Source organism: Chryseobacterium sp. SORGH_AS_0447 (assembly GCF_030818695.1).
In the GTDB taxonomy this organism is placed as follows: domain Bacteria; phylum Bacteroidota; class Bacteroidia; order Flavobacteriales; family Weeksellaceae; genus Chryseobacterium.
This window is the reverse complement of the sequence record NZ_JAUTAR010000001.1, coordinates 393,455-409,722: the sequence shown is the minus strand read 5'-3', so window position 1 is coordinate 409,722 and position 16,268 is coordinate 393,455. Positions and strand designations below refer to the sequence as shown.

The 16,268-nt window shown below is 43.5% G+C and carries 22 protein-coding genes; 19 read left to right on the top strand and 3 right to left on the bottom strand.

What is annotated here, in order from left to right; all coding sequences use genetic code 11:
* Positions 1 to 19 precede the first annotated feature (19 nt).
* From QE422_RS01975 to QE422_RS01885, 19 genes are all read left to right on the top strand, one after another.
* Entirely contained in the window at positions 20 to 571 is a 552-nt protein-coding gene (locus tag QE422_RS01975; RefSeq protein ID WP_307454756.1) for a 2OG-Fe(II) oxygenase, read from the top strand.
* 85 nt (positions 572 to 656) lie between these two features.
* Entirely contained in the window at positions 657 to 1,523 is an 867-nt protein-coding gene (locus QE422_RS01970; RefSeq protein WP_307454754.1) for a hypothetical protein, read from the top strand.
* A complete protein-coding gene (locus QE422_RS01965; RefSeq protein WP_307454752.1) occupies positions 1,520 to 2,593 on the top strand; it encodes an adenylosuccinate synthetase in 1,074 nt (357 codons plus the stop codon). The genes QE422_RS01970 and QE422_RS01965 overlap by 4 nt, the downstream gene beginning before the upstream one ends.
* A gap of 12 nt (positions 2,594 to 2,605) precedes the next feature.
* Positions 2,606 to 2,989, top strand: coding sequence for a hypothetical protein (locus tag QE422_RS01960; protein ID WP_307454750.1), 384 nt, complete (start codon positions 2,606 to 2,608; stop codon positions 2,987 to 2,989).
* A 27-nt stretch (positions 2,990 to 3,016) separates the two neighbouring features.
* On the top strand, positions 3,017 to 3,490 hold the full coding sequence (locus QE422_RS01955; RefSeq protein ID WP_307454749.1) for a macro domain-containing protein: 474 nt from the start codon (positions 3,017 to 3,019) through the stop codon (positions 3,488 to 3,490).
* Between the two features lie 92 nt (positions 3,491 to 3,582).
* The gene (locus tag QE422_RS01950) at positions 3,583 to 4,002 is read left to right on the top strand and encodes an ADP-ribosylation/crystallin J1 (protein WP_307454747.1); all 420 of its coding nucleotides are present in this window, start codon (positions 3,583 to 3,585) and stop codon (positions 4,000 to 4,002) included.
* Positions 3,999 to 4,814, top strand: coding sequence for a TIGR02452 family protein (locus QE422_RS01945; protein ID WP_307454745.1), 816 nt, complete (start codon positions 3,999 to 4,001; stop codon positions 4,812 to 4,814). The genes QE422_RS01950 and QE422_RS01945 overlap by 4 nt, the downstream gene beginning before the upstream one ends.
* Complete coding sequence (locus QE422_RS01940) at positions 4,811 to 5,446, top strand: DUF4291 domain-containing protein (protein ID WP_307454744.1); 636 nt, start codon at positions 4,811 to 4,813, stop codon at positions 5,444 to 5,446. The genes QE422_RS01945 and QE422_RS01940 overlap by 4 nt, the downstream gene beginning before the upstream one ends.
* The gene (locus QE422_RS01935; RefSeq protein ID WP_307454742.1) at positions 5,446 to 6,354 is read left to right on the top strand and encodes an ADP-ribosylglycohydrolase family protein; all 909 of its coding nucleotides are present in this window, start codon (positions 5,446 to 5,448) and stop codon (positions 6,352 to 6,354) included. Before QE422_RS01940 ends, QE422_RS01935 begins: the two co-directional genes overlap by 1 nt.
* Entirely contained in the window at positions 6,344 to 6,847 is a 504-nt protein-coding gene (locus QE422_RS01930) for an O-acetyl-ADP-ribose deacetylase (RefSeq protein WP_307454740.1), read from the top strand. The genes QE422_RS01935 and QE422_RS01930 overlap by 11 nt, the downstream gene beginning before the upstream one ends.
* Complete coding sequence (locus QE422_RS01925) at positions 6,847 to 7,440, top strand: hypothetical protein (protein WP_307454738.1); 594 nt, start codon at positions 6,847 to 6,849, stop codon at positions 7,438 to 7,440. Before QE422_RS01930 ends, QE422_RS01925 begins: the two co-directional genes overlap by 1 nt.
* Positions 7,437 to 8,123, top strand: coding sequence for an NAD-dependent deacylase (locus QE422_RS01920; RefSeq protein ID WP_307454737.1), 687 nt, complete (start codon positions 7,437 to 7,439; stop codon positions 8,121 to 8,123). The genes QE422_RS01925 and QE422_RS01920 overlap by 4 nt, the downstream gene beginning before the upstream one ends.
* Positions 8,123 to 9,088 carry an ADP-ribosylglycohydrolase family protein gene (locus tag QE422_RS01915; RefSeq protein WP_307454735.1) on the top strand — a complete coding sequence of 322 codons (966 nt, stop codon included), beginning with the start codon at positions 8,123 to 8,125 and terminating at the stop codon, positions 9,086 to 9,088. Before QE422_RS01920 ends, QE422_RS01915 begins: the two co-directional genes overlap by 1 nt.
* An 8-nt stretch (positions 9,089 to 9,096) precedes the next feature.
* Positions 9,097 to 9,639 (top strand): RNA 2'-phosphotransferase, encoded by a 543-nt coding sequence (locus QE422_RS01910; RefSeq protein ID WP_307462264.1) that lies wholly within the window; start codon positions 9,097 to 9,099, stop codon positions 9,637 to 9,639.
* Positions 9,639 to 9,968 (top strand): hypothetical protein, encoded by a 330-nt coding sequence (locus QE422_RS01905; RefSeq protein WP_307454733.1) that lies wholly within the window; start codon positions 9,639 to 9,641, stop codon positions 9,966 to 9,968. The genes QE422_RS01910 and QE422_RS01905 overlap by 1 nt, the downstream gene beginning before the upstream one ends.
* A gap of 3 nt (positions 9,969 to 9,971) precedes the next feature.
* Positions 9,972 to 10,724: a metallophosphoesterase family protein gene (locus tag QE422_RS01900; protein WP_307454731.1), complete on the top strand. Its 753-nt coding sequence runs from the start codon at positions 9,972 to 9,974 to the stop codon at positions 10,722 to 10,724.
* A gap of 219 nt (positions 10,725 to 10,943) precedes the next feature.
* Positions 10,944 to 12,668, top strand: coding sequence for a hypothetical protein (locus QE422_RS01895; RefSeq protein WP_307454729.1), 1,725 nt, complete (start codon positions 10,944 to 10,946; stop codon positions 12,666 to 12,668).
* A 139-nt stretch (positions 12,669 to 12,807) separates the two neighbouring features.
* The gene (locus QE422_RS01890) at positions 12,808 to 13,089 is read left to right on the top strand and encodes a hypothetical protein (protein ID WP_307454726.1); all 282 of its coding nucleotides are present in this window, start codon (positions 12,808 to 12,810) and stop codon (positions 13,087 to 13,089) included.
* Positions 13,079 to 13,480 carry a hypothetical protein gene (locus tag QE422_RS01885; RefSeq protein ID WP_307454725.1) on the top strand — a complete coding sequence of 134 codons (402 nt, stop codon included), beginning with the start codon at positions 13,079 to 13,081 and terminating at the stop codon, positions 13,478 to 13,480. Before QE422_RS01890 ends, QE422_RS01885 begins: the two co-directional genes overlap by 11 nt.
* Here QE422_RS01885 and QE422_RS01880 read toward each other — a convergent pair whose 3' ends face one another.
* The 3 genes from QE422_RS01880 to QE422_RS01870 are packed head-to-tail and all read right to left on the bottom strand — an operon-like array spanning position 13,481 to position 16,267.
* Entirely contained in the window at positions 13,481 to 14,956 is a 1,476-nt protein-coding gene (locus tag QE422_RS01880) for an alpha-amylase (RefSeq protein WP_307454722.1), read from the bottom strand. It abuts the gene before it with no gap.
* Between the two features lie 9 nt (positions 14,957 to 14,965).
* On the bottom strand, positions 14,966 to 15,718 hold the full coding sequence (locus QE422_RS01875; protein ID WP_307454720.1) for an SDR family oxidoreductase: 753 nt from the start codon (positions 15,716 to 15,718) through the stop codon (positions 14,966 to 14,968).
* A gap of 30 nt (positions 15,719 to 15,748) precedes the next feature.
* Entirely contained in the window at positions 15,749 to 16,267 is a 519-nt protein-coding gene (locus QE422_RS01870) for a CinA family protein (RefSeq protein ID WP_307454718.1), read from the bottom strand.
* Position 16,268 lies beyond the last annotated feature (1 nt).

Sequence of the window (16,268 nt, the reverse complement as noted above, 5' to 3'; positions counted from 1 at the left end):
AAACCAAACACCTGATATTATGGAAAAGACAATACTGCATCCGGAAATCTTTCTGATCGAAAATTTCCTGACGAATGAAGAATGCGACCATTATATTGATCTGACAAAAGACAAAATTTTTGAAGAAGCAAAGATCAATATGCAGGGAAGGCAGGTGATGAGCAAAGGCATCCGAAACAACGACCGGCTGATGGTTTTCGATAATGAACTGGCTGAAAACCTGTTTCAAAGAGCCGCCCGATTTCTTCCTCAGATCCATGAAACCTATAAAGTTTCAGGCTTCAATGAAATGTTCAGGATCTACAAATATTCGGCCGGACAACGGTTCAAAATGCACCGCGACGGAAGCTATATCAGGAATGAAAACGAAAAAAGTTTTTACACCTTCCTGATTTATCTGAATGATAATTTTGAAGGTGGGGAAACCGAATTTGAAGGGTTGTTCACCGTCGCTCCGAAAAAGGGTTCCGCACTGGTTTTCCATCATCCGTTAAGACACGAAGGGAAAACGCTGATCAGCGGACTGAAATATGTGCTGAGGACGGACATTATGTACACAAGAGAACAATAAACGGATAGAATTAACTTCCGTATTGCATTAAAGCCCGAAATGCAGCGGGTAACTATAAAAACAGTCTTTAACTAAAATTTACGTTATGGGAAGTACAAGATACGACATGGACGCTCGTTTCGACAGAGCAAGAAAGATGGGATATGCATCGAAAAGTGCAGGTGAAATTTTCACTCAGAACGCGGAAAGAAGAGCACATGAATCAATGAACCCGAACGGCGTCTTCTTCAGGGAAGCCCGGGATTCATCCGTACACCCGGAATCATTTCCGATTATTTTAGGACTGGATGTTACCGGAAGCATGGGCCATATTCCGTATAACCTGATCCAGGAAGGCCTTCCGAAGCTGATGGGCGGAATTATCCAGGGTGGGGTTCCGGATGCCGCACTCCTCTTTATGGGAATCGGGGATCACGAATGCGACAATTATCCGTTGCAGGTGGGGCAATTTGAATCCGGTGACGAAGAGCTGGATATGTGGCTTACGAGAACCTATATTGAATCCGGAGGCGGCGGAAACGGCGGGGAAAGTTACCTGCTGGCCTGGTATTTTGCCGCTTTCCATACCCGCACCGATGCTTTTGAAAAAAGAGGACAGAGAGGATTGCTGTTTACCGTGGGTGACGAGCCCTGCCTGAAAACCCTTCCTGCCTCTGCGATCCGGGAGATTATGGGAGCCGGCCAGCAGACTTTTACCCATAAGGAACTTCTGGCTGAGGCAAGAAAGAAATATGAAGTCTACCACATCAATGTCCTTCACTCAGACCATGCGATGCGGGCCGACCGCGGATGGAAAGACCTGCTGGGAAGAAATTGTGTATCGATTACCGATTACCGGGATGTTCCGTATGTGATCAAGGAAATTGTCTGCAAAACCTGTAAGGCCGGCCAGCATGCAGAAGAAGAACACCAGGAAGGATGGAGCGGAATGATTCAGAGATTTTTAAGATGAAAACTGCAGAAATCGTTATAGGACTGGGATTCGGGGATGAAGGCAAAGGCACCACCACCGATTTCCTCGCAGCCCGGGATCCGGAGGCCGTGGTCATCCGCTTTTCGGGAGGGCAGCAGGCGGCGCACACCGTGATGATCGGTGACCGGAAGCATGTCCATTCCAGCTTTTGCAGCGGGGCGTTGCGTGGACTACCGTCCTATTTTACCGAGCATTGCACCATCCATCCTATTTTTATGTATAATGAATGGAAGGAACTGAAAGACAAAAACGGGAATACCAGACTTCATATCCATCCGCTGGCTAAAGTAACAACGCCGTTTGATGTCCTTCACAACAGGAGAGACCTACGGAATACGGAGCACGGAACCTGCGGAAAAGGAGTCGGTGCCACGATGAAAAGGCATGAAAGCCCTTACCGGCTGTTTGCGGCCGACCTGATCGCGCCGAGACCGATGCTGATCGAAAAGCTGAAAGGCATCGCTTTGTATTACGGCTTTTCCGAAGGCGAAGAAATACAGCAGGCACTGGATGATTTTCTTCATGCTGTCGATGAGATGGAATGGAATATCGAAGGCTACGGCTACCTGAAAAGTTTTGACCATCTGATTTTTGAAGGCAGCCAGGGAATCCTGCTGGATATGGACCACGGCATATTTCCGAATGTGACCTATGCCCATACCACTTCAAAAAATGCCTACGAAGTATGCAGTCAACTGGGAATCGATCATATCGAAATGTTCTATGTTACAAGAAACTATGGCACCCGTCACGGAAACGGCTGGATGAGTAATGAAAAAGAGATTCCGTTACGGAACAATGAAGAGGAAACCTGTACGTTCAATGACTATCAGGGAGCCTTCCGTACCGGAGGTCTGGATTACCAGCTGCTGGATTATGCCTTAAAGGTAGATGAAGGCTACGGCCTTGCCCACCGGAAAAATCTGGTGGTTACCTGCCTCGATCAGTTGGACGAATCTTTTGAACCCGGAAAACTGAACGTCAAGTTTGATGAAATTTGGCGATCTTTTTCTCCGTATTCAAAGGATTTTAGAAAGATAAATGAATAAAGTAAATCGATAATGAATAAAAAAATATTTGTATTTGGAAATGGGAATCTCTCATGGGAAAACTTTCACCGGTTTTATATTGATCCGCTGACAGGAACACCAGTTTCCGAATGCGAATTTATCATTGGTGATTTTACCGGAACCGATACCATGATGATGGAATATCTAAAGGATAAAACTGAAAATGTTGCCATTATTCATGTGAAGGATCGGCCCAGATATTATGTTAATACTTTCAGGAATAAAGCTTCAAAATGGAAGACGGTAGGCGGATTTGTTTCCGATGCTGAAAGAGATAACTTCGGGATTTCAAACTGCACTCATTTTTTGGCTGTTGATTTTAACTCCGACGAACAAGAAAAAGCGGAACGCTTAAAAACATTGAAAAATGCGTGAGCCTAGGAAGAATTAAATTATAACATCATGAAAGAAATCAGATATATAAAAGGCGACGCTACAGACCCGTCAACAGCAGGAACTCAAATCATTGCCCATATCTGCAACGATATTGGAGGCTGGGGAAAAGGATTTGTTCTGGCTATTTCCAAAAGATGGAAGAAGCCTGAGGATAATTACCGGGACTGGTATAAAAGAGGAACTCATTTTAATCTGGGAGAAATCCAAATGGTTCAGGTAGAAGAAAATCTCTGGGTATGCAATATGATCGGTCAGCATAAAACCGTCACCACTTCAAAAGGAATACCTCCGATCCGGTATGAAGCAGTTGAAAGCTGCCTGAAAAAACTTGTTGATGAAGCTTTGTCATTAAAGGCAAGCATCCATATGCCAAGGATCGGCTGTGGTCTCGCAGGAGGAAAATGGAAAGAAGTCGAACCGATTATTCAAAGTACGTTGCTGGAAAATGGTATAGAAGTGTATGTTTATGATCTTGAATAGACTGTAATCATTTTATCAATAGGAATGGGCTTTAGCCCATTTTAAAAAGAAAATATTCAATAGCTTGAGCCGAAATTTAATATAAAATAACCATGAAAACACAAACCTTATACAGGCCGGTCGGAGAAAAAGAAATGCTTTTAATCATTGAAAACGATTACAAGGCATTTCCTCCTAGACTGGAATGGCAGCCGATTTTCTATCCTGTGCTGAATGAAGACTATGCTTCCGAAATTGTAGAAAAATGGAATACGCGCGATGAAGCCGGAAATTATTTGGGATTTGTCACCCGATTTGAAGTGCTGGAAGAAACGGTTAACAAATACCCTTCCCGAAATGTAGGGGCGAAAAACCATAATGAGCTTTGGGTTCCGGCGGAAGAGCTGGAAGCGTTCAATCAGGCAATCAGCGGAAAAATTGAAGTCACTCAGGTTTTTATCGGAAAAGACTTCAAAGAAACGGCGCATGCAGCCATTGAAAATTTATTATTAACATTAAAAAACTTACCATGACCAATAAAGGAATGGCAAAAGATACCTTGGAAATCTTAGCCAGGAAATATTATATCAACGGAAACAACGAAAAAATAAGCATCGAAAACGAATTGGAAGCTTCTACGAAAGGAACCGTTCTGTTTTCTTCCGAAGCACTTGCGGAACTTACTGAAAAAGAAGTTCCTGAAAAATATTTTGAGACCCGGTTTGAAGTCTGGAGATGCAGTTCCCTGAAAGCCATTCTACAGCTTGCGGAAGAGGAAGACCAGGAAAAAATCATGTGCCTGAATTTTGCCTCGGCTAAAAACCCCGGTGGCGGCTTCATCAACGGAGCTGAAGCACAGGAGGAGAGCCTGGCGAGAACTTCGGGATTACATGAAAGTTTGCTCCAGGCCTGGGATTATTATAAAATCCACCGGGAGATGGAATCCTGTTTTTATACCGACATGATGATTTACAGCCCGAAAGTCCCGGTCTTTCGTAAGGACAAAGGGGAGTTGTTGCGGAAGCCGGTTTTGTGCAATTTCATCACCTCTCCGGCAGTAAACGCGGGAGTGGTAAAACGTCAGGAACCGGAAAGAGCCGGTGAAATTTTCGGAGCCATGGATGTCAGAACGGAGAAAATGCTGGCGTTGGCATTACATCAGGGAAATGAAACCCTGATTTTAGGAGCCTGGGGATGCGGTGTGTTTAAAAATGATCCAAAAGAGATAGCGGAGCTGTTTAAAAAGCACCTTCAGGGAAAATATAAAAATAAATTTAAAAGAGTGGTCTTCGCAATTCTCTCGAAAAAAGAGGAAATGATCAGGCCATTTGAAGAAATATCATGAAACTCAAATTAAAAAACTATAAAGAACAAATACAGGACTGGCCGCAGGAAGGACATCATCTTATGGCGCAATATGATGATGAAAAGATTATCGTGTACCAGTCTTACCGAAAAGCCATCGGGGAATTTGCCGTAAAGAATCAGTATTTCGGAGGGCCTTTTAGCCTGGAAAGGATGACCTGGATCAAGCCGAACTTCCTCTGGATGATGTACCGGAACGGCTGGGGGACAAAAGAAGGACAGGAATACGTGCTGGCCATTCACCTGAAAATGGATGCTTTCAGAAAATATCTGGAAAACGCCGTCTATTCTTCCTACAATGACCAGTTGGGCATTTCCAGGGAAGAATGGCAGGATAAGGTTAAAGAATCTTCTGCCAGGCTGCAGTGGGATCCGGATCATGATCCTTTTGGGGCAAAGCAGGAAAGAAGAGCGATCCAGATCGGTTTGAAAAATGAACTGATCCGATCGTTTGCCAAAGAAGATCTCATTTTAATTGAAAATATTTCAGAATTTGTGAAAGAACAGCATCAGTTTGTTTTGAATGGTGATTTGGATCAGCTGATGTTGCCTGAAGAAAAACCGCTGTTATTTGATGATGAGGTTCTGAATAATAAATTAAGGCTAAAATAATGGAAGATAAACACTCGCTTGCTTCGAAATCGCTGACGGGAATATCCATCGGCGATGCTTTCGGTGAAAGTTTTTTTGGCAAGGAAAGTTTTGTGAAAAGCCATATTCATCAAAGGATTATTCCTGAAGGTAATCTGGATTTCACCGATGATACGATCATGGCCATTGCCGTGTTCAGATCATTAGAGAAATTCGGGGAAATCGACCAGGATTTTCTGGCGGGAGAGTTTACTAAAAATTATTATTTAGACACCAACCGCGGATACGGACCTTCCATACACCGGTATTTCAGAGAAGTAAAAAGCGGTGAGCACTGGAAAGAAGTTTCTTATGCCAAATTTGAAGGACAGGGTTCTATGGGAAACGGCGGAGCCATGAGAGCTGCTGTAATCGGGGCTTATTTTTATGATGATTTTGCCAGGCTCAAAGAAAATGCGGAGCGGTCGTGCGAAGTGACTCACGCTAACCGGGAAGCCATAGAAGGGACAAAAGCCATTGCCCTGGCTGCCGCCTTTGCTGTCAGGGAAAAAATGGGAATCGAAATATTGGATCAGCAGGATTTCATCCGAAACATTCGAAACGAACTAAGTGATTCCGACCTGAAAAGCAAACTGAACAAATGCTTATATTTAGACGGAAATCCCAGTATAAAATTGTTGGTGAAAACATTAGGAAACGGAACCGGGATGACGGCCCAGGATACGGTGCCGCTGGTTATCTGGATGCTTTCCCGGTACAGAAGCAATTTTGAAGAATGTCTTTGGAATACCGTTTCTGCATTAGGCGACCGGGATACGACCTGCGCCATGGCCGGAGGCGTAAGCATTCTGTGCTGTGAGGAAAACACAATCCCGGAATGGATAGTCACTATTGAAAACTGGAAAAAAAGCAGATTTTATGAACATTGAATTTATTAAAGGTGACATCACCAAAATACAGGCAGATGCCATCGTGAATGCGGCCAATTCTTCCTTGCTGGGCGGCGGCGGGGTAGACGGAGCGATTCACCGGGCCGGCGGAAAGCAGATACTGGAAGAATGTATCGAAATCAGGAACAGGCAGGGGAAATGCAATACCGGAGAAGCGGTGGTAACGACAGCCGGTAATCTTCCGGCGCAATATGTCATTCATACCGTTGGGCCGGTCTGGAACGGAGACGAAGAGAAGTGCTTCTCCTTGCTAGAGAACTGCTATAAAAATTCACTCAAACTGGCTGAAAGCCTGGGCGTGAAAACCATAGCTTTCCCCAACATCAGCACTGGCGTCTATCGTTTTCCGAAAGAAGCGGCAGGAAAAATTGCCGTAGAAACGGTAAAGAATTTCAGATCAGACACCATCGAAAAAATTATTTTCGTCTGCTTCGATGATGAAAATGAAGCGGTTTACCAAAAGCTGTTATAATGAAAAAATATAATTTCAGATGGGTAAATGATCCTGAAAATCAGAATGAAGGACTGACTTCTGATGAAATTAATGGGCTTCAGAAGGAAATGCAGCTTGAATTTCTGGAAGCTTACAGGGTTTACCTTCAGCATGCAGGAAAAAAATCAAATGTTTTTCCAGTAGAAACCCATATTGAAAAATTAAAAAAAATTCAAAAAGAACTGGAATTAGAATTGGAACTTCTGAAATGGGCGGACCATAAAAAAGTTCTCTGTATCAGAAAAGATCAGGTTTATATAGAACATTTTCGCAGGACTTTTGAATCGTATATGTTTTTTGATCTGTCTGAAAAAACAGAAAATCCGAAACTTTATCTCTTTGAGGAGGCTTGTATCAATGAAGGCTGGATGGCTTTTCAAAAAAGGGTTAAAGATTATGAAGCCGGAAGATTTACCGATATCATCAATGATAAGACGAATGACAAATATGGAAGAACTTTAGTGCAGCACATATTAAATATTCCTCTGTATCTTGTTGTAATAATAACCACAATGATCATCACAGCCGTTTTCGGTTTTCAAATGATAAAACAAAAAATAAAAAACCAATGAAAAAACTAACCATATTAACCGGCGCCGGAATCAGCGCCGAGAGCGGAATAAAAACCTTCAGAGACGGAGACGGACTTTGGGAAAATCATAGCATTACCGATGTAGCCAGTCCGGAAGGATGGCGCAGAGACCGGGCACTGGTCCTGGAGTTTTACAACCAGCGGCGCCGCCAGCTTCATGAAGTGGAACCTAACGAGGCCCACCATTTACTGGCGGAACTGGAAAAATATTTCGACGTTCAGATCATTACCCAGAACATCGATGACCTGCACGAAAGAGCCGGCTCAACCAATATCCTGCATCTTCACGGCGAGCTCTTCAAATCCTGTTCAAGCAACAACAAGAACCTGACCTATGAGCATAAAAAGGACATCAACATCGGTGATAAGGCAGAAGACGGGTCACAGCTAAGGCCGTTCATCGTTTGGTTCGGGGAAGATGTTCCGTTGATGAGGGAAGCCACCCAAATGGCGAAAGAAGCCGATATTTTCTTGGTCATCGGAACCTCTTTGCAGGTCTACCCGGCAGCCGGACTGCTTCACGACATTAAGGACGACTGTCTGTTGATTGTAATCAATCCCAACGAAACGAACTTCGGCTACGGGCAGAGAGCAGTAGTTATGAAAGAAACGGCAACCCAGGGAATGAAACTGTTGTTTGATAAACTGGTAAACCTTGCTTGATGGAAAATCTTGTGAAAGCCGGAATTTTCGGTGTCTGTGTGGGTGATGCGCTGGGCGTGCCGGTGGAGTTTAGAAGCAGGGAACCGCTGAAAAGTTCTCCGGTTACTACGATGAGATCCATGGGAACTCACCACCAGCCCGCCGGAACATGGAGTGATGACGGTTCGTTAACCTTATGTCTTGCTGACAGTCTTTGCAAAGAATATAATCCGGAAGATATGGCGCTGAAGTTTCTGCAATGGTACAATGCGGAGATCTGGACACCTCACGGAAGGGTTTTCGACATCGGAATCGCCACCTCACAAGCCATTCACAGAATAGGCAAGGGAACTTTCCCTACTTTATGCGGCGGAAATTCGGAATTCGATAATGGGAATGGTTCTTTAATGAGAATTTTGCCATTGGCCTTCTATATCAAAGATCTTCCGATTGAAAAACGTTTTGATACGGTAAAAGAGGTTTCCAGCATTACACATGGGCATATCCGATCTGTGTTGGCTTGTTTTATTTATCTGGAACTGGTTCTGGAACTTTTGGAAGGAAAAGACAAATGGGAAGCTTATCGCACAATGCAGAATACAGTTCAAGAATTTTTAAATTTTCATCCGATCTGCTCGCAGGACGAAATGGACAAGTTCCATCGTATTCTGGAATTAAAAGTAGGTGACTATGAACTGGATCCGTTATACACTTTACGAGAGGAAGAAATAAGTTCTTCAGGCTATGTCCTTCACAGCCTGGAAGCATCCTTATGGTGTTTCCTGAATTCGGAAAACTATTCCGAAGCGGTTTCAAAAGCAGTAAATCTGGGAGAAGATACCGATACCACCGGAGCCATCACCGGCGGGCTTGCAGGAATTTATTATGGTTTTGAAAATATTCCTGAAGAATGGGTAGTAATGTTGGCTAGAAAGGAGGATATTGAAAACCTTTGTATTAGATTAGAAAACAAATTAATGAAATAACACAAATCATAAACGAACAACATAAAAAAAGAATCAGCAAATTTCTGAGTCTGGTTCTGAGACACAAACCTGAAGTGATCAACCTGACCCTGGATGAAAACGGCTGGGCAGCGGTGGATGAGCTGATGGAAAAGTGCGCAAAGCACGAAAGAAGCTTTACGCTGGAAGAATTGATCGAAATGGTGGAAACCAATGACAAGAAAAGATTTATTTTCAACGACGATAAAACAAGGATCAGGGCGAATCAGGGACACTCGATCGATATTGATCTGGCTTTACAGCCACAACAGCCGCCGGAATTCCTCTATCACGGGACAGCCGAAGCAAATATCCCTTCGATTCTGAAAAGCGGGATTGAGAAAAGAAGCCGTCAGCATGTTCATTTAAGTCAGGATAAAGATACTGCCACCAAAGTGGGGATGCGCCACGGAAAGCCGGTGATCTTAACCATAGAAACCGGAAAAATGCGTGAAGCCGGGATCCCGTTCTATCTTTCCGAAAACAACGTCTGGCTGACGGATTTTGTGGACGCCAAATATATTTTGAAATAATGAAAAATAAGTTGGTATTCGAATTATACTGCTTAAAGACAGAGCATCTGAATATTGTAATTACGGTTTCAATTGATAGTAAGATTATAATTTACGGTTGTGAACATGGAAGCATAATTAAAGAAATTACCGGAGATTTTGATTATGAATATTATTTGGAAATCAATAAAATCAACACTATAAAATTTAAATTATTGAAGAGGCTAACCTCTTTTAATGATTTAAAAGAATTCTTTATTAAAAAATTTTCCGGAGAAGACGGTGTCCAAAAAGTCAAAAAATTTTGCTCCCGGAATTTTATCAAGTACGAATTTAATGTTTGGAGATAAAATATGAAAAGAACATTAGCCATAGGCGATATCCACGGAGGCTTTAAAGCCTTGGAACAGGTTTTGGACAAAGCGCAGGTGACAGAGAATGACACCCTAATTTTCCTGGGCGATTATGTCGACGGCTGGAGCGAGTCTTCCCAAGTGATCCGGTTTTTAATTGGACTTTCCGAAAAACAGGAATGTATTTTCATCAAAGGCAACCATGATGCCTGGTGCGAAGACTGGCTCTCTTTCGGAAAAAGTGAAGACGTCTGGCTGTTTAACGGTGGAAAAAGTACGGTCGACAGCTACTTCGCTTATTCTCTGGACGAACTGGAAGTACACCTGGAATTTTTTCAGCGGATGAAAAATTATTATGTTGATAAAGAAAACCGGCTGTTTATCCATGCTGGTTATTCTTCCATGCATGGTCCAGATAAAGAAGTCTATTCCACCAATTACCGCTGGGACCGCACATTGTGGGAAACCGCTGTAGCGATGGATAAAAAGTTGACGAAAGATTCGAAACTTTATCCTAAAAGGCTGCTGCTGTACAACGAAATTTTCATCGGCCATACGCCGACCTTGCATCTCGGCAGCAAAGAGCCCGTGAACAAGGCAAATGTCTGGAATCTGGACACCGGAGCGGCCTTTACCGGATCTCTCACCATTATGGATGTCGATATCAAAGCATTCTGGCAGAGCGATCCGCTTCCGTCTTTATATCCGGATGAAAAAGGAAGGAATAAAGATCAGATCAAACCTGTGAAATAGCATTCTTTCACATAACTATTGAAATGAGGATTTTTATAACTTTAAGAACTGAATTTCAATACTTAATTGCAATTCCCCTCCTGTGGAGGGGTGGCTCCGGCTAAAGCCGGAGACGGGGTGGTAAATAGCACGTCCAAACTTCCAGCCTCCAGCTTTCCTCTTCCAGTCCAAACCCATTTCCAAAACTTTAAGTACTTTTGAAGCCTCAAACATGCATCAATGAAACTGAACGCGCTTCTATTCCTCCTTGTATCATCATTTATATTTTCACAGAACAATTTCAAAACCCTTTTTGAAAAAGGCAACGGCAACCAAACCGTCACCTATGGCGAAATGAATGCCTGGTACCAGGACCTGGCGAAAAATTTCCCGACCATCCAATACCTGAAAAAAGGGGAGGATGATAATGGGAAACCGATCTATGTCGTGCTTTACAACCCGTTTCCGGAAAAGAAAATAGAAGAACTCAGAAAAGACAAAGCGGTACTCTTCATCAACAACGGAATCCATCCCGGTGAGCCGGACGGAATTGATGCGACCATGATGCTGATGCGGGATCTGGCCACCGGGAAAATCAGCCAGCCTCAAAACTTTATTGTGGCTGCCATTGCTGCCTATAACATCAGCGGAATGCTCAATCGCAGCTCTTTCTCCAGAGCCAACCAGAACGGGCCCGAAGCGTACGGATTCAGGGGAAATTCGAGGAACTTTGATCTGAACAGGGATTTCATTAAGGCCGATACGAAAAATGCCAGGAGTTTCCAGGAAATCTACCAGTGGCTGAAGCCGGATGTCTTTATCGATAACCATGTGAGCAATGGTGCTGATTACCAGTATACTTTTACCTATATTTCAACCTTTAAGGAGCGGCTGGGCAAAGTGCTTGGAAATTACTTTTACAATACCTATCAGGCTAAAAATCTGGAAGATTTAAAGAAAATCGGTTATGAAAGTACACCGTACGTCAATATCCACGGGGATGTCCCGGACATCGGGTTTGCCGCTTTCGAAGATTCGCCGAGGTATTCCACCGGGTATGCTTCGCTGTTCAACGCCATGTCGACTATGCCGGAAACCCACATGCTGAAACCGTATGATAAAAGAGTGGATGCCACCTACCAATACATGCTGGTCAACCTGCAGAACCTGGATAAAGAATACCGGAAAATAAAGCAGCTGAGAACGGAAAATCTGAAGCAGTACCAGGCCGGAGAGCCCTACGGAATCCGTTGGAAAATAGATTCCACGAAATACACAACTATGGATTTTAAAGGCTATGAAGGAAAATACAAACCAAGCGAAATTTCCGGGAAACCGAGGCTGTATTACGACCGTAAGAAACCCTTTACGAATGATATAAAGCTGTTTACAACGGCAGTTCCGACAGGTTTTATTACCATTCCGAAATATTATGTCGTTCCGCAGGCACAGTACCGGGTGATCGAAGAACTCAAAAGAAACGGCATCCGGATGAAGCCGATCCGGAAAGACAGCAGCATTACCGTAGAATCCTATACAATTAATGATTTCAGGACCGTTAAAAACCCTTACGAAGGACATTATCCCCATTTTGAAACGACGGTTGAGCACTCAAATAAAAATATCCTGTTTTCAGCGGGAGATTATCTGGTGCCAACCAGTCAGGAAGGTGTAAAATACCTCATCGAAACCCTGGAGCCCGAAGCACTGGATTCGTTCTTCAACTGGAATTTCTTCGACGGAATTTTAGCTCAGAAAGAATATTATTCCGCCTATATCTTTGAAGACACGGCAGCAGAGCTCCTGAAAAAAGATAAAAGCCTGAAGCAGAAATTCGAGGCTAAAAAAGGTTCGGATAAAAAGTTTGCAGAAGATGGTACCGCTCAGCTGGACTGGATCTACAGGAATTCGCTTTATTTCGAGGGAAAGACATTCAGGCAGTACCCCGTTTACAGAATTTTATAATTTTATTTATGTAGTTTACTTGTTGATAATCAGGCTTTAATTTCCGGGTTTTCCCTGTTGGGGAATGTTGTTTTTACTGAGGGATTTTATTAATTTTCAAACGAAATTTGCTTTAGTAAAACAATAAAAACCAAAAATTATGGCCACTAAAAAGCAATTTTTCGTTTCGCTGGAAGGTGTTGACCTTACCGACGAACAGCTGAAGAATATCGACCGGGGAATCCAGAATGTCGTTCTTTCCGAACTTTCCAAAGTAGACAATACCCAAGCCTTTGGAGCACACAGGAATTTTAAGGAACTTATCAGACCGTTACGGGTAAAAGACTGGTTTCCATGGGGTATTATTATTTTCAAACCGGGAATCGATTTCAATAAACAGCTGGCAGACATTCACCTCCAAATCAAAAATTATGGAGGCTGAGACTAACAGTACCCAAAAGAAGTGTCCCAGCTATATCGGAAAAGCTGGGACACAGCTTTTCGGAGTGGTAAATAAGGACGGCAGGGTGCAGTTTATCACACCCCTTACCGTCACTGAAGAGTTTATTAAAAACAACGGTAACCTCGAGCAGAGGTTCCGGTTTACGGGAAAATGCATTGAAAAAGGATGCGGCCAATGGGATGAGCAAGAGTTGAAATGCTCCCTGTCCGGCAAAGTTCAGCAGCTTACTGTTTCTGAAACTGCTGAAATATCTTTCTGCCCGATCCGGCGGCAATGCAGGTGGTTTTTCCAGGACGGGAACAAAGCCTGCTTTTCTTGCAATGAAATTACCCGTAATATGGAGGAGCTGCTTGTGAATGCTCAACCCTGATTAGACGTCAGATCTTACCCAGACACTTACCGAACGGGCATCTGCCCGGAAAACTGCTTTACCTTGTTCATCGGTTGTAATTTCCTCTTTTCTTTGCGCCAGAAAATCGGTAAATTTCAAACCGGCATTTTCTTTTCCTAGGTCGATTTCTTTACAACCTTCCTCATTGTTGGATAAGATCACTACGCATCCGGAATGTTCTGCATTACCTTTCCTCACCCAGGCAATACAATTAGGATGATCAAAGTAATCGATCTGTGCACCATACGCAAATTGCTGCCTGGCTTTAAGCAATGCCGGTAAGACTTCGATTTTAGGCATAACAACCTTTATTTCTTCACCGTCTTTTACATCCGTGTATTCTGCTCCGAAGAGGTCGGGATAAAAAACGCAGGGATAGGCATGTTCCGAAAGCAAAATAATGGCGTAGGCCAGCGGCTTAAACCAGTCCTGAACGGTTGATTCCAGAGCCTGGAGCCGCTGGGTGTCATGATTTTCCACAAAAGAAACCGAAAATTCCGGTTTTTGTTCTAAAAAGCTTCCGTTTAAAATCCTACTGAGATCATAATCCTTACCCTCTTCGGATGCTTTAAAAAAGTTATAATGCAGCGGTGCGTCAAAGCAAGAGATCAGGTCATTCATCTTATCGGAGAAAGAGATGATCTTTTCAGCTTCATCTTTCCAGAATTCCCCCAGCACAAAACAGTCGGAATCTACTTCCGTTTTAATATAGGTAATCCATTCCTTTAGGAAGTCCGAGGAAAGATGCTTCAGCGCGTCGAGGCGGATTCCGTCTACTTTCGTGGTTTCGATATACCATTTGATCCAGTTCTTCATTTCCTGGATCACATGAGGGTTTCTGTACTCCACATCCGCTCCCATGAGGTAATCGTAATTGCCGAACTGATGGCTTACGGCATTTGTCCATTCCGTACCGTAATCATTATGGATTTTAAAGATTCCGGTTTTCTTTTCACCGTCTTTCCTTACCTCATCGATTCCGCTGAAGCAGCGGTAATCCCAGATAAAATCCGAGTATTTCCCATTTCTGCCGGGAAATGTGAATTTCGTGCAGGCAGAAACCTGAAAAGGTTCCGAAATTATTTTATTCCGGTCTTCTTCATCTACCTGGTGTACGGTAATCCGTTCATCTTCATCACCACCCATCCTGTGGTTCAGTACAATATCGGCATATACCGAAATACCGGCTTCATGGGCTTTATTGATGGCATTCAGGTACTCATCCCGTGTGCCGTACCGGGTGGGAATACCATCTTTCTGATTAAATTCCCCTAAATCATAAAGATCATAAACATCATATCCTCTTCCTTCCCTGCCAAGCTCACATTTTGTGGCCGGAGGAAGCCAGGCTGCTGTAAAGCCAAGCTCTTTCAGAGAAGCTGCACGGTCAGCAAATTCGTTCCATAAATTTCCAGGGTGGTACCAGTGGAAATATTGTATTATAACTCCGTTCATTCCTTAATTTTATCCGTTAACAATCGATCCTCCGTTGGGGTGCAGCACCTGTCCGGTCATTTGTACAGAAGCATCCGTAGCCAAAAATAAAAAGCAGGTCGCGATTTCATCGGTAGAGGCATTACGCTCCAGTGGCGGCTTGCTGTAATCTTCTTCCTCGTCTCCGAACGTTTTTTCGGTAAGCGGTGTTGCCACAGGCCCGGGTGCTACGGCATTGACGCGGATTCCCTTCGATTTGGCCTGCAAAGCCAGGGATCGTGTAAAGGAAACAATAGCTCCTTTCGTAGCCGAATAATCTACCAACTGTTCGTGACCGAGATAAGCGACAGCCGATGTCGTATTAATGATTGAACTTCCCTGCTTAAGGTAAGGAAATACCGCTTTCGTCAGCAAAATCATTCCGATAATATTGGAATTGAATGTTTTTCTAACCTCTTCTTCTTCCAGTTCCGTAATGCTTTCCGACGGAAACTGCGTCCCGGCATTGTTGATGAGAATATCGATGCCTCCGAACTCCGAAACGGTTTTTTCTACGGCATTTTCACAAAATTCCACATCATTGATGTCCCCGTCGAAGCACAGGACTTTCCTTCCCAAAGCTTTTATTTCGTTTTCAGTAGTCTCCGCATTTTCCCTGTCGTGGTAATGAATAAAGGAAATATGGGCACCTTCTCTGGCAAACAACAGAGCCGTTGCTTTTCCGATGCCGCTGGCAGCCCCCGTAATGAATACGTTTTTGTCTTTTAGCTGTAAATTTTCCATAAATAATATTTTGTGGTGTTGATGGTGGTTTTAATGTTCTTCTTCCTCCTGCCGCCGGATCTGCTGATTTTCGATTTCAACTTTCAGGCATTCCAGCATAAATTCGCTGTAGCACAGCTGTGCGCTGATGGAGTCTTTTCGGGCATTGAGGTCCATTTTCCGGGAAAGGACTACCTCGCCTTTATAAGCAAAGGAGAAATAGGCAAATAATTTAAAATCCGATTCCTCGACGGGGGTAGCATAGCCTGTAATGGCCATTCCCCAGTCGGTACCGAATGATCTGGCAACGTTCAGTGCCATGGTATCCGAAATATTCTGCGAAACACAGTCACATGCTTCCGCTTCCTTTTCGTCAATGTCTAAAAATTTCACTTTTTCTTTCAGGGTGTAAACCGTAATCCCGCCTTTGAAAATCTTCGAGGCGTCTTTGATCTGCGAAAAAGAGAACTGTAAAAACCCCGCAGTAACACTCTCTGCGGTAGCAACGGTTTCTTCGGATGCCTGCAGATAGTTTCCGATACTTTCTAATAAATCTTTCTGGAGGTTCATA

Excerpts from the sequence above, each read along its gene's own strand:
- QE422_RS01975 (WP_307454756.1), top strand. The coding sequence starts at position 20 with ATGGAAAAGACAATACTGCATCCGGAAATCTTTCTGATCGAAAATTTC.
- QE422_RS01970 (WP_307454754.1), top strand. The coding sequence starts at position 657 with ATGGGAAGTACAAGATACGACATGGACGCTCGTTTCGACAGAGCAAGA.
- QE422_RS01965 (WP_307454752.1), top strand. The coding sequence starts at position 1,520 with ATGAAAACTGCAGAAATCGTTATAGGACTGGGATTCGGGGATGAAGGC.
- QE422_RS01960 (WP_307454750.1), top strand. The coding sequence starts at position 2,606 with ATGAATAAAAAAATATTTGTATTTGGAAATGGGAATCTCTCATGGGAA.
- QE422_RS01955 (WP_307454749.1), top strand. The coding sequence starts at position 3,017 with ATGAAAGAAATCAGATATATAAAAGGCGACGCTACAGACCCGTCAACA.
- QE422_RS01950 (WP_307454747.1), top strand. The coding sequence starts at position 3,583 with ATGAAAACACAAACCTTATACAGGCCGGTCGGAGAAAAAGAAATGCTT.
- QE422_RS01945 (WP_307454745.1), top strand. The coding sequence starts at position 3,999 with ATGACCAATAAAGGAATGGCAAAAGATACCTTGGAAATCTTAGCCAGG.
- QE422_RS01940 (WP_307454744.1), top strand. The coding sequence starts at position 4,811 with ATGAAACTCAAATTAAAAAACTATAAAGAACAAATACAGGACTGGCCG.
- QE422_RS01935 (WP_307454742.1), top strand. The coding sequence starts at position 5,446 with ATGGAAGATAAACACTCGCTTGCTTCGAAATCGCTGACGGGAATATCC.
- QE422_RS01930 (WP_307454740.1), top strand. The coding sequence starts at position 6,344 with ATGAACATTGAATTTATTAAAGGTGACATCACCAAAATACAGGCAGAT.
- QE422_RS01925 (WP_307454738.1), top strand. The coding sequence starts at position 6,847 with ATGAAAAAATATAATTTCAGATGGGTAAATGATCCTGAAAATCAGAAT.
- QE422_RS01920 (WP_307454737.1), top strand. The coding sequence starts at position 7,437 with ATGAAAAAACTAACCATATTAACCGGCGCCGGAATCAGCGCCGAGAGC.
- QE422_RS01915 (WP_307454735.1), top strand. The coding sequence starts at position 8,123 with ATGGAAAATCTTGTGAAAGCCGGAATTTTCGGTGTCTGTGTGGGTGAT.
- QE422_RS01905 (WP_307454733.1), top strand. The coding sequence starts at position 9,639 with ATGAAAAATAAGTTGGTATTCGAATTATACTGCTTAAAGACAGAGCAT.
- QE422_RS01900 (WP_307454731.1), top strand. The coding sequence starts at position 9,972 with ATGAAAAGAACATTAGCCATAGGCGATATCCACGGAGGCTTTAAAGCC.
- QE422_RS01895 (WP_307454729.1), top strand. The coding sequence starts at position 10,944 with ATGAAACTGAACGCGCTTCTATTCCTCCTTGTATCATCATTTATATTT.
- QE422_RS01890 (WP_307454726.1), top strand. The coding sequence starts at position 12,808 with ATGGCCACTAAAAAGCAATTTTTCGTTTCGCTGGAAGGTGTTGACCTT.
- QE422_RS01885 (WP_307454725.1), top strand. The coding sequence starts at position 13,079 with ATGGAGGCTGAGACTAACAGTACCCAAAAGAAGTGTCCCAGCTATATC.
- QE422_RS01880 (WP_307454722.1), bottom strand. The coding sequence starts at position 14,956 with ATGAACGGAGTTATAATACAATATTTCCACTGGTACCACCCTGGAAAT.
- QE422_RS01875 (WP_307454720.1), bottom strand. The coding sequence starts at position 15,718 with ATGGAAAATTTACAGCTAAAAGACAAAAACGTATTCATTACGGGGGCT.
- QE422_RS01870 (WP_307454718.1), bottom strand. The coding sequence starts at position 16,267 with ATGAACCTCCAGAAAGATTTATTAGAAAGTATCGGAAACTATCTGCAG.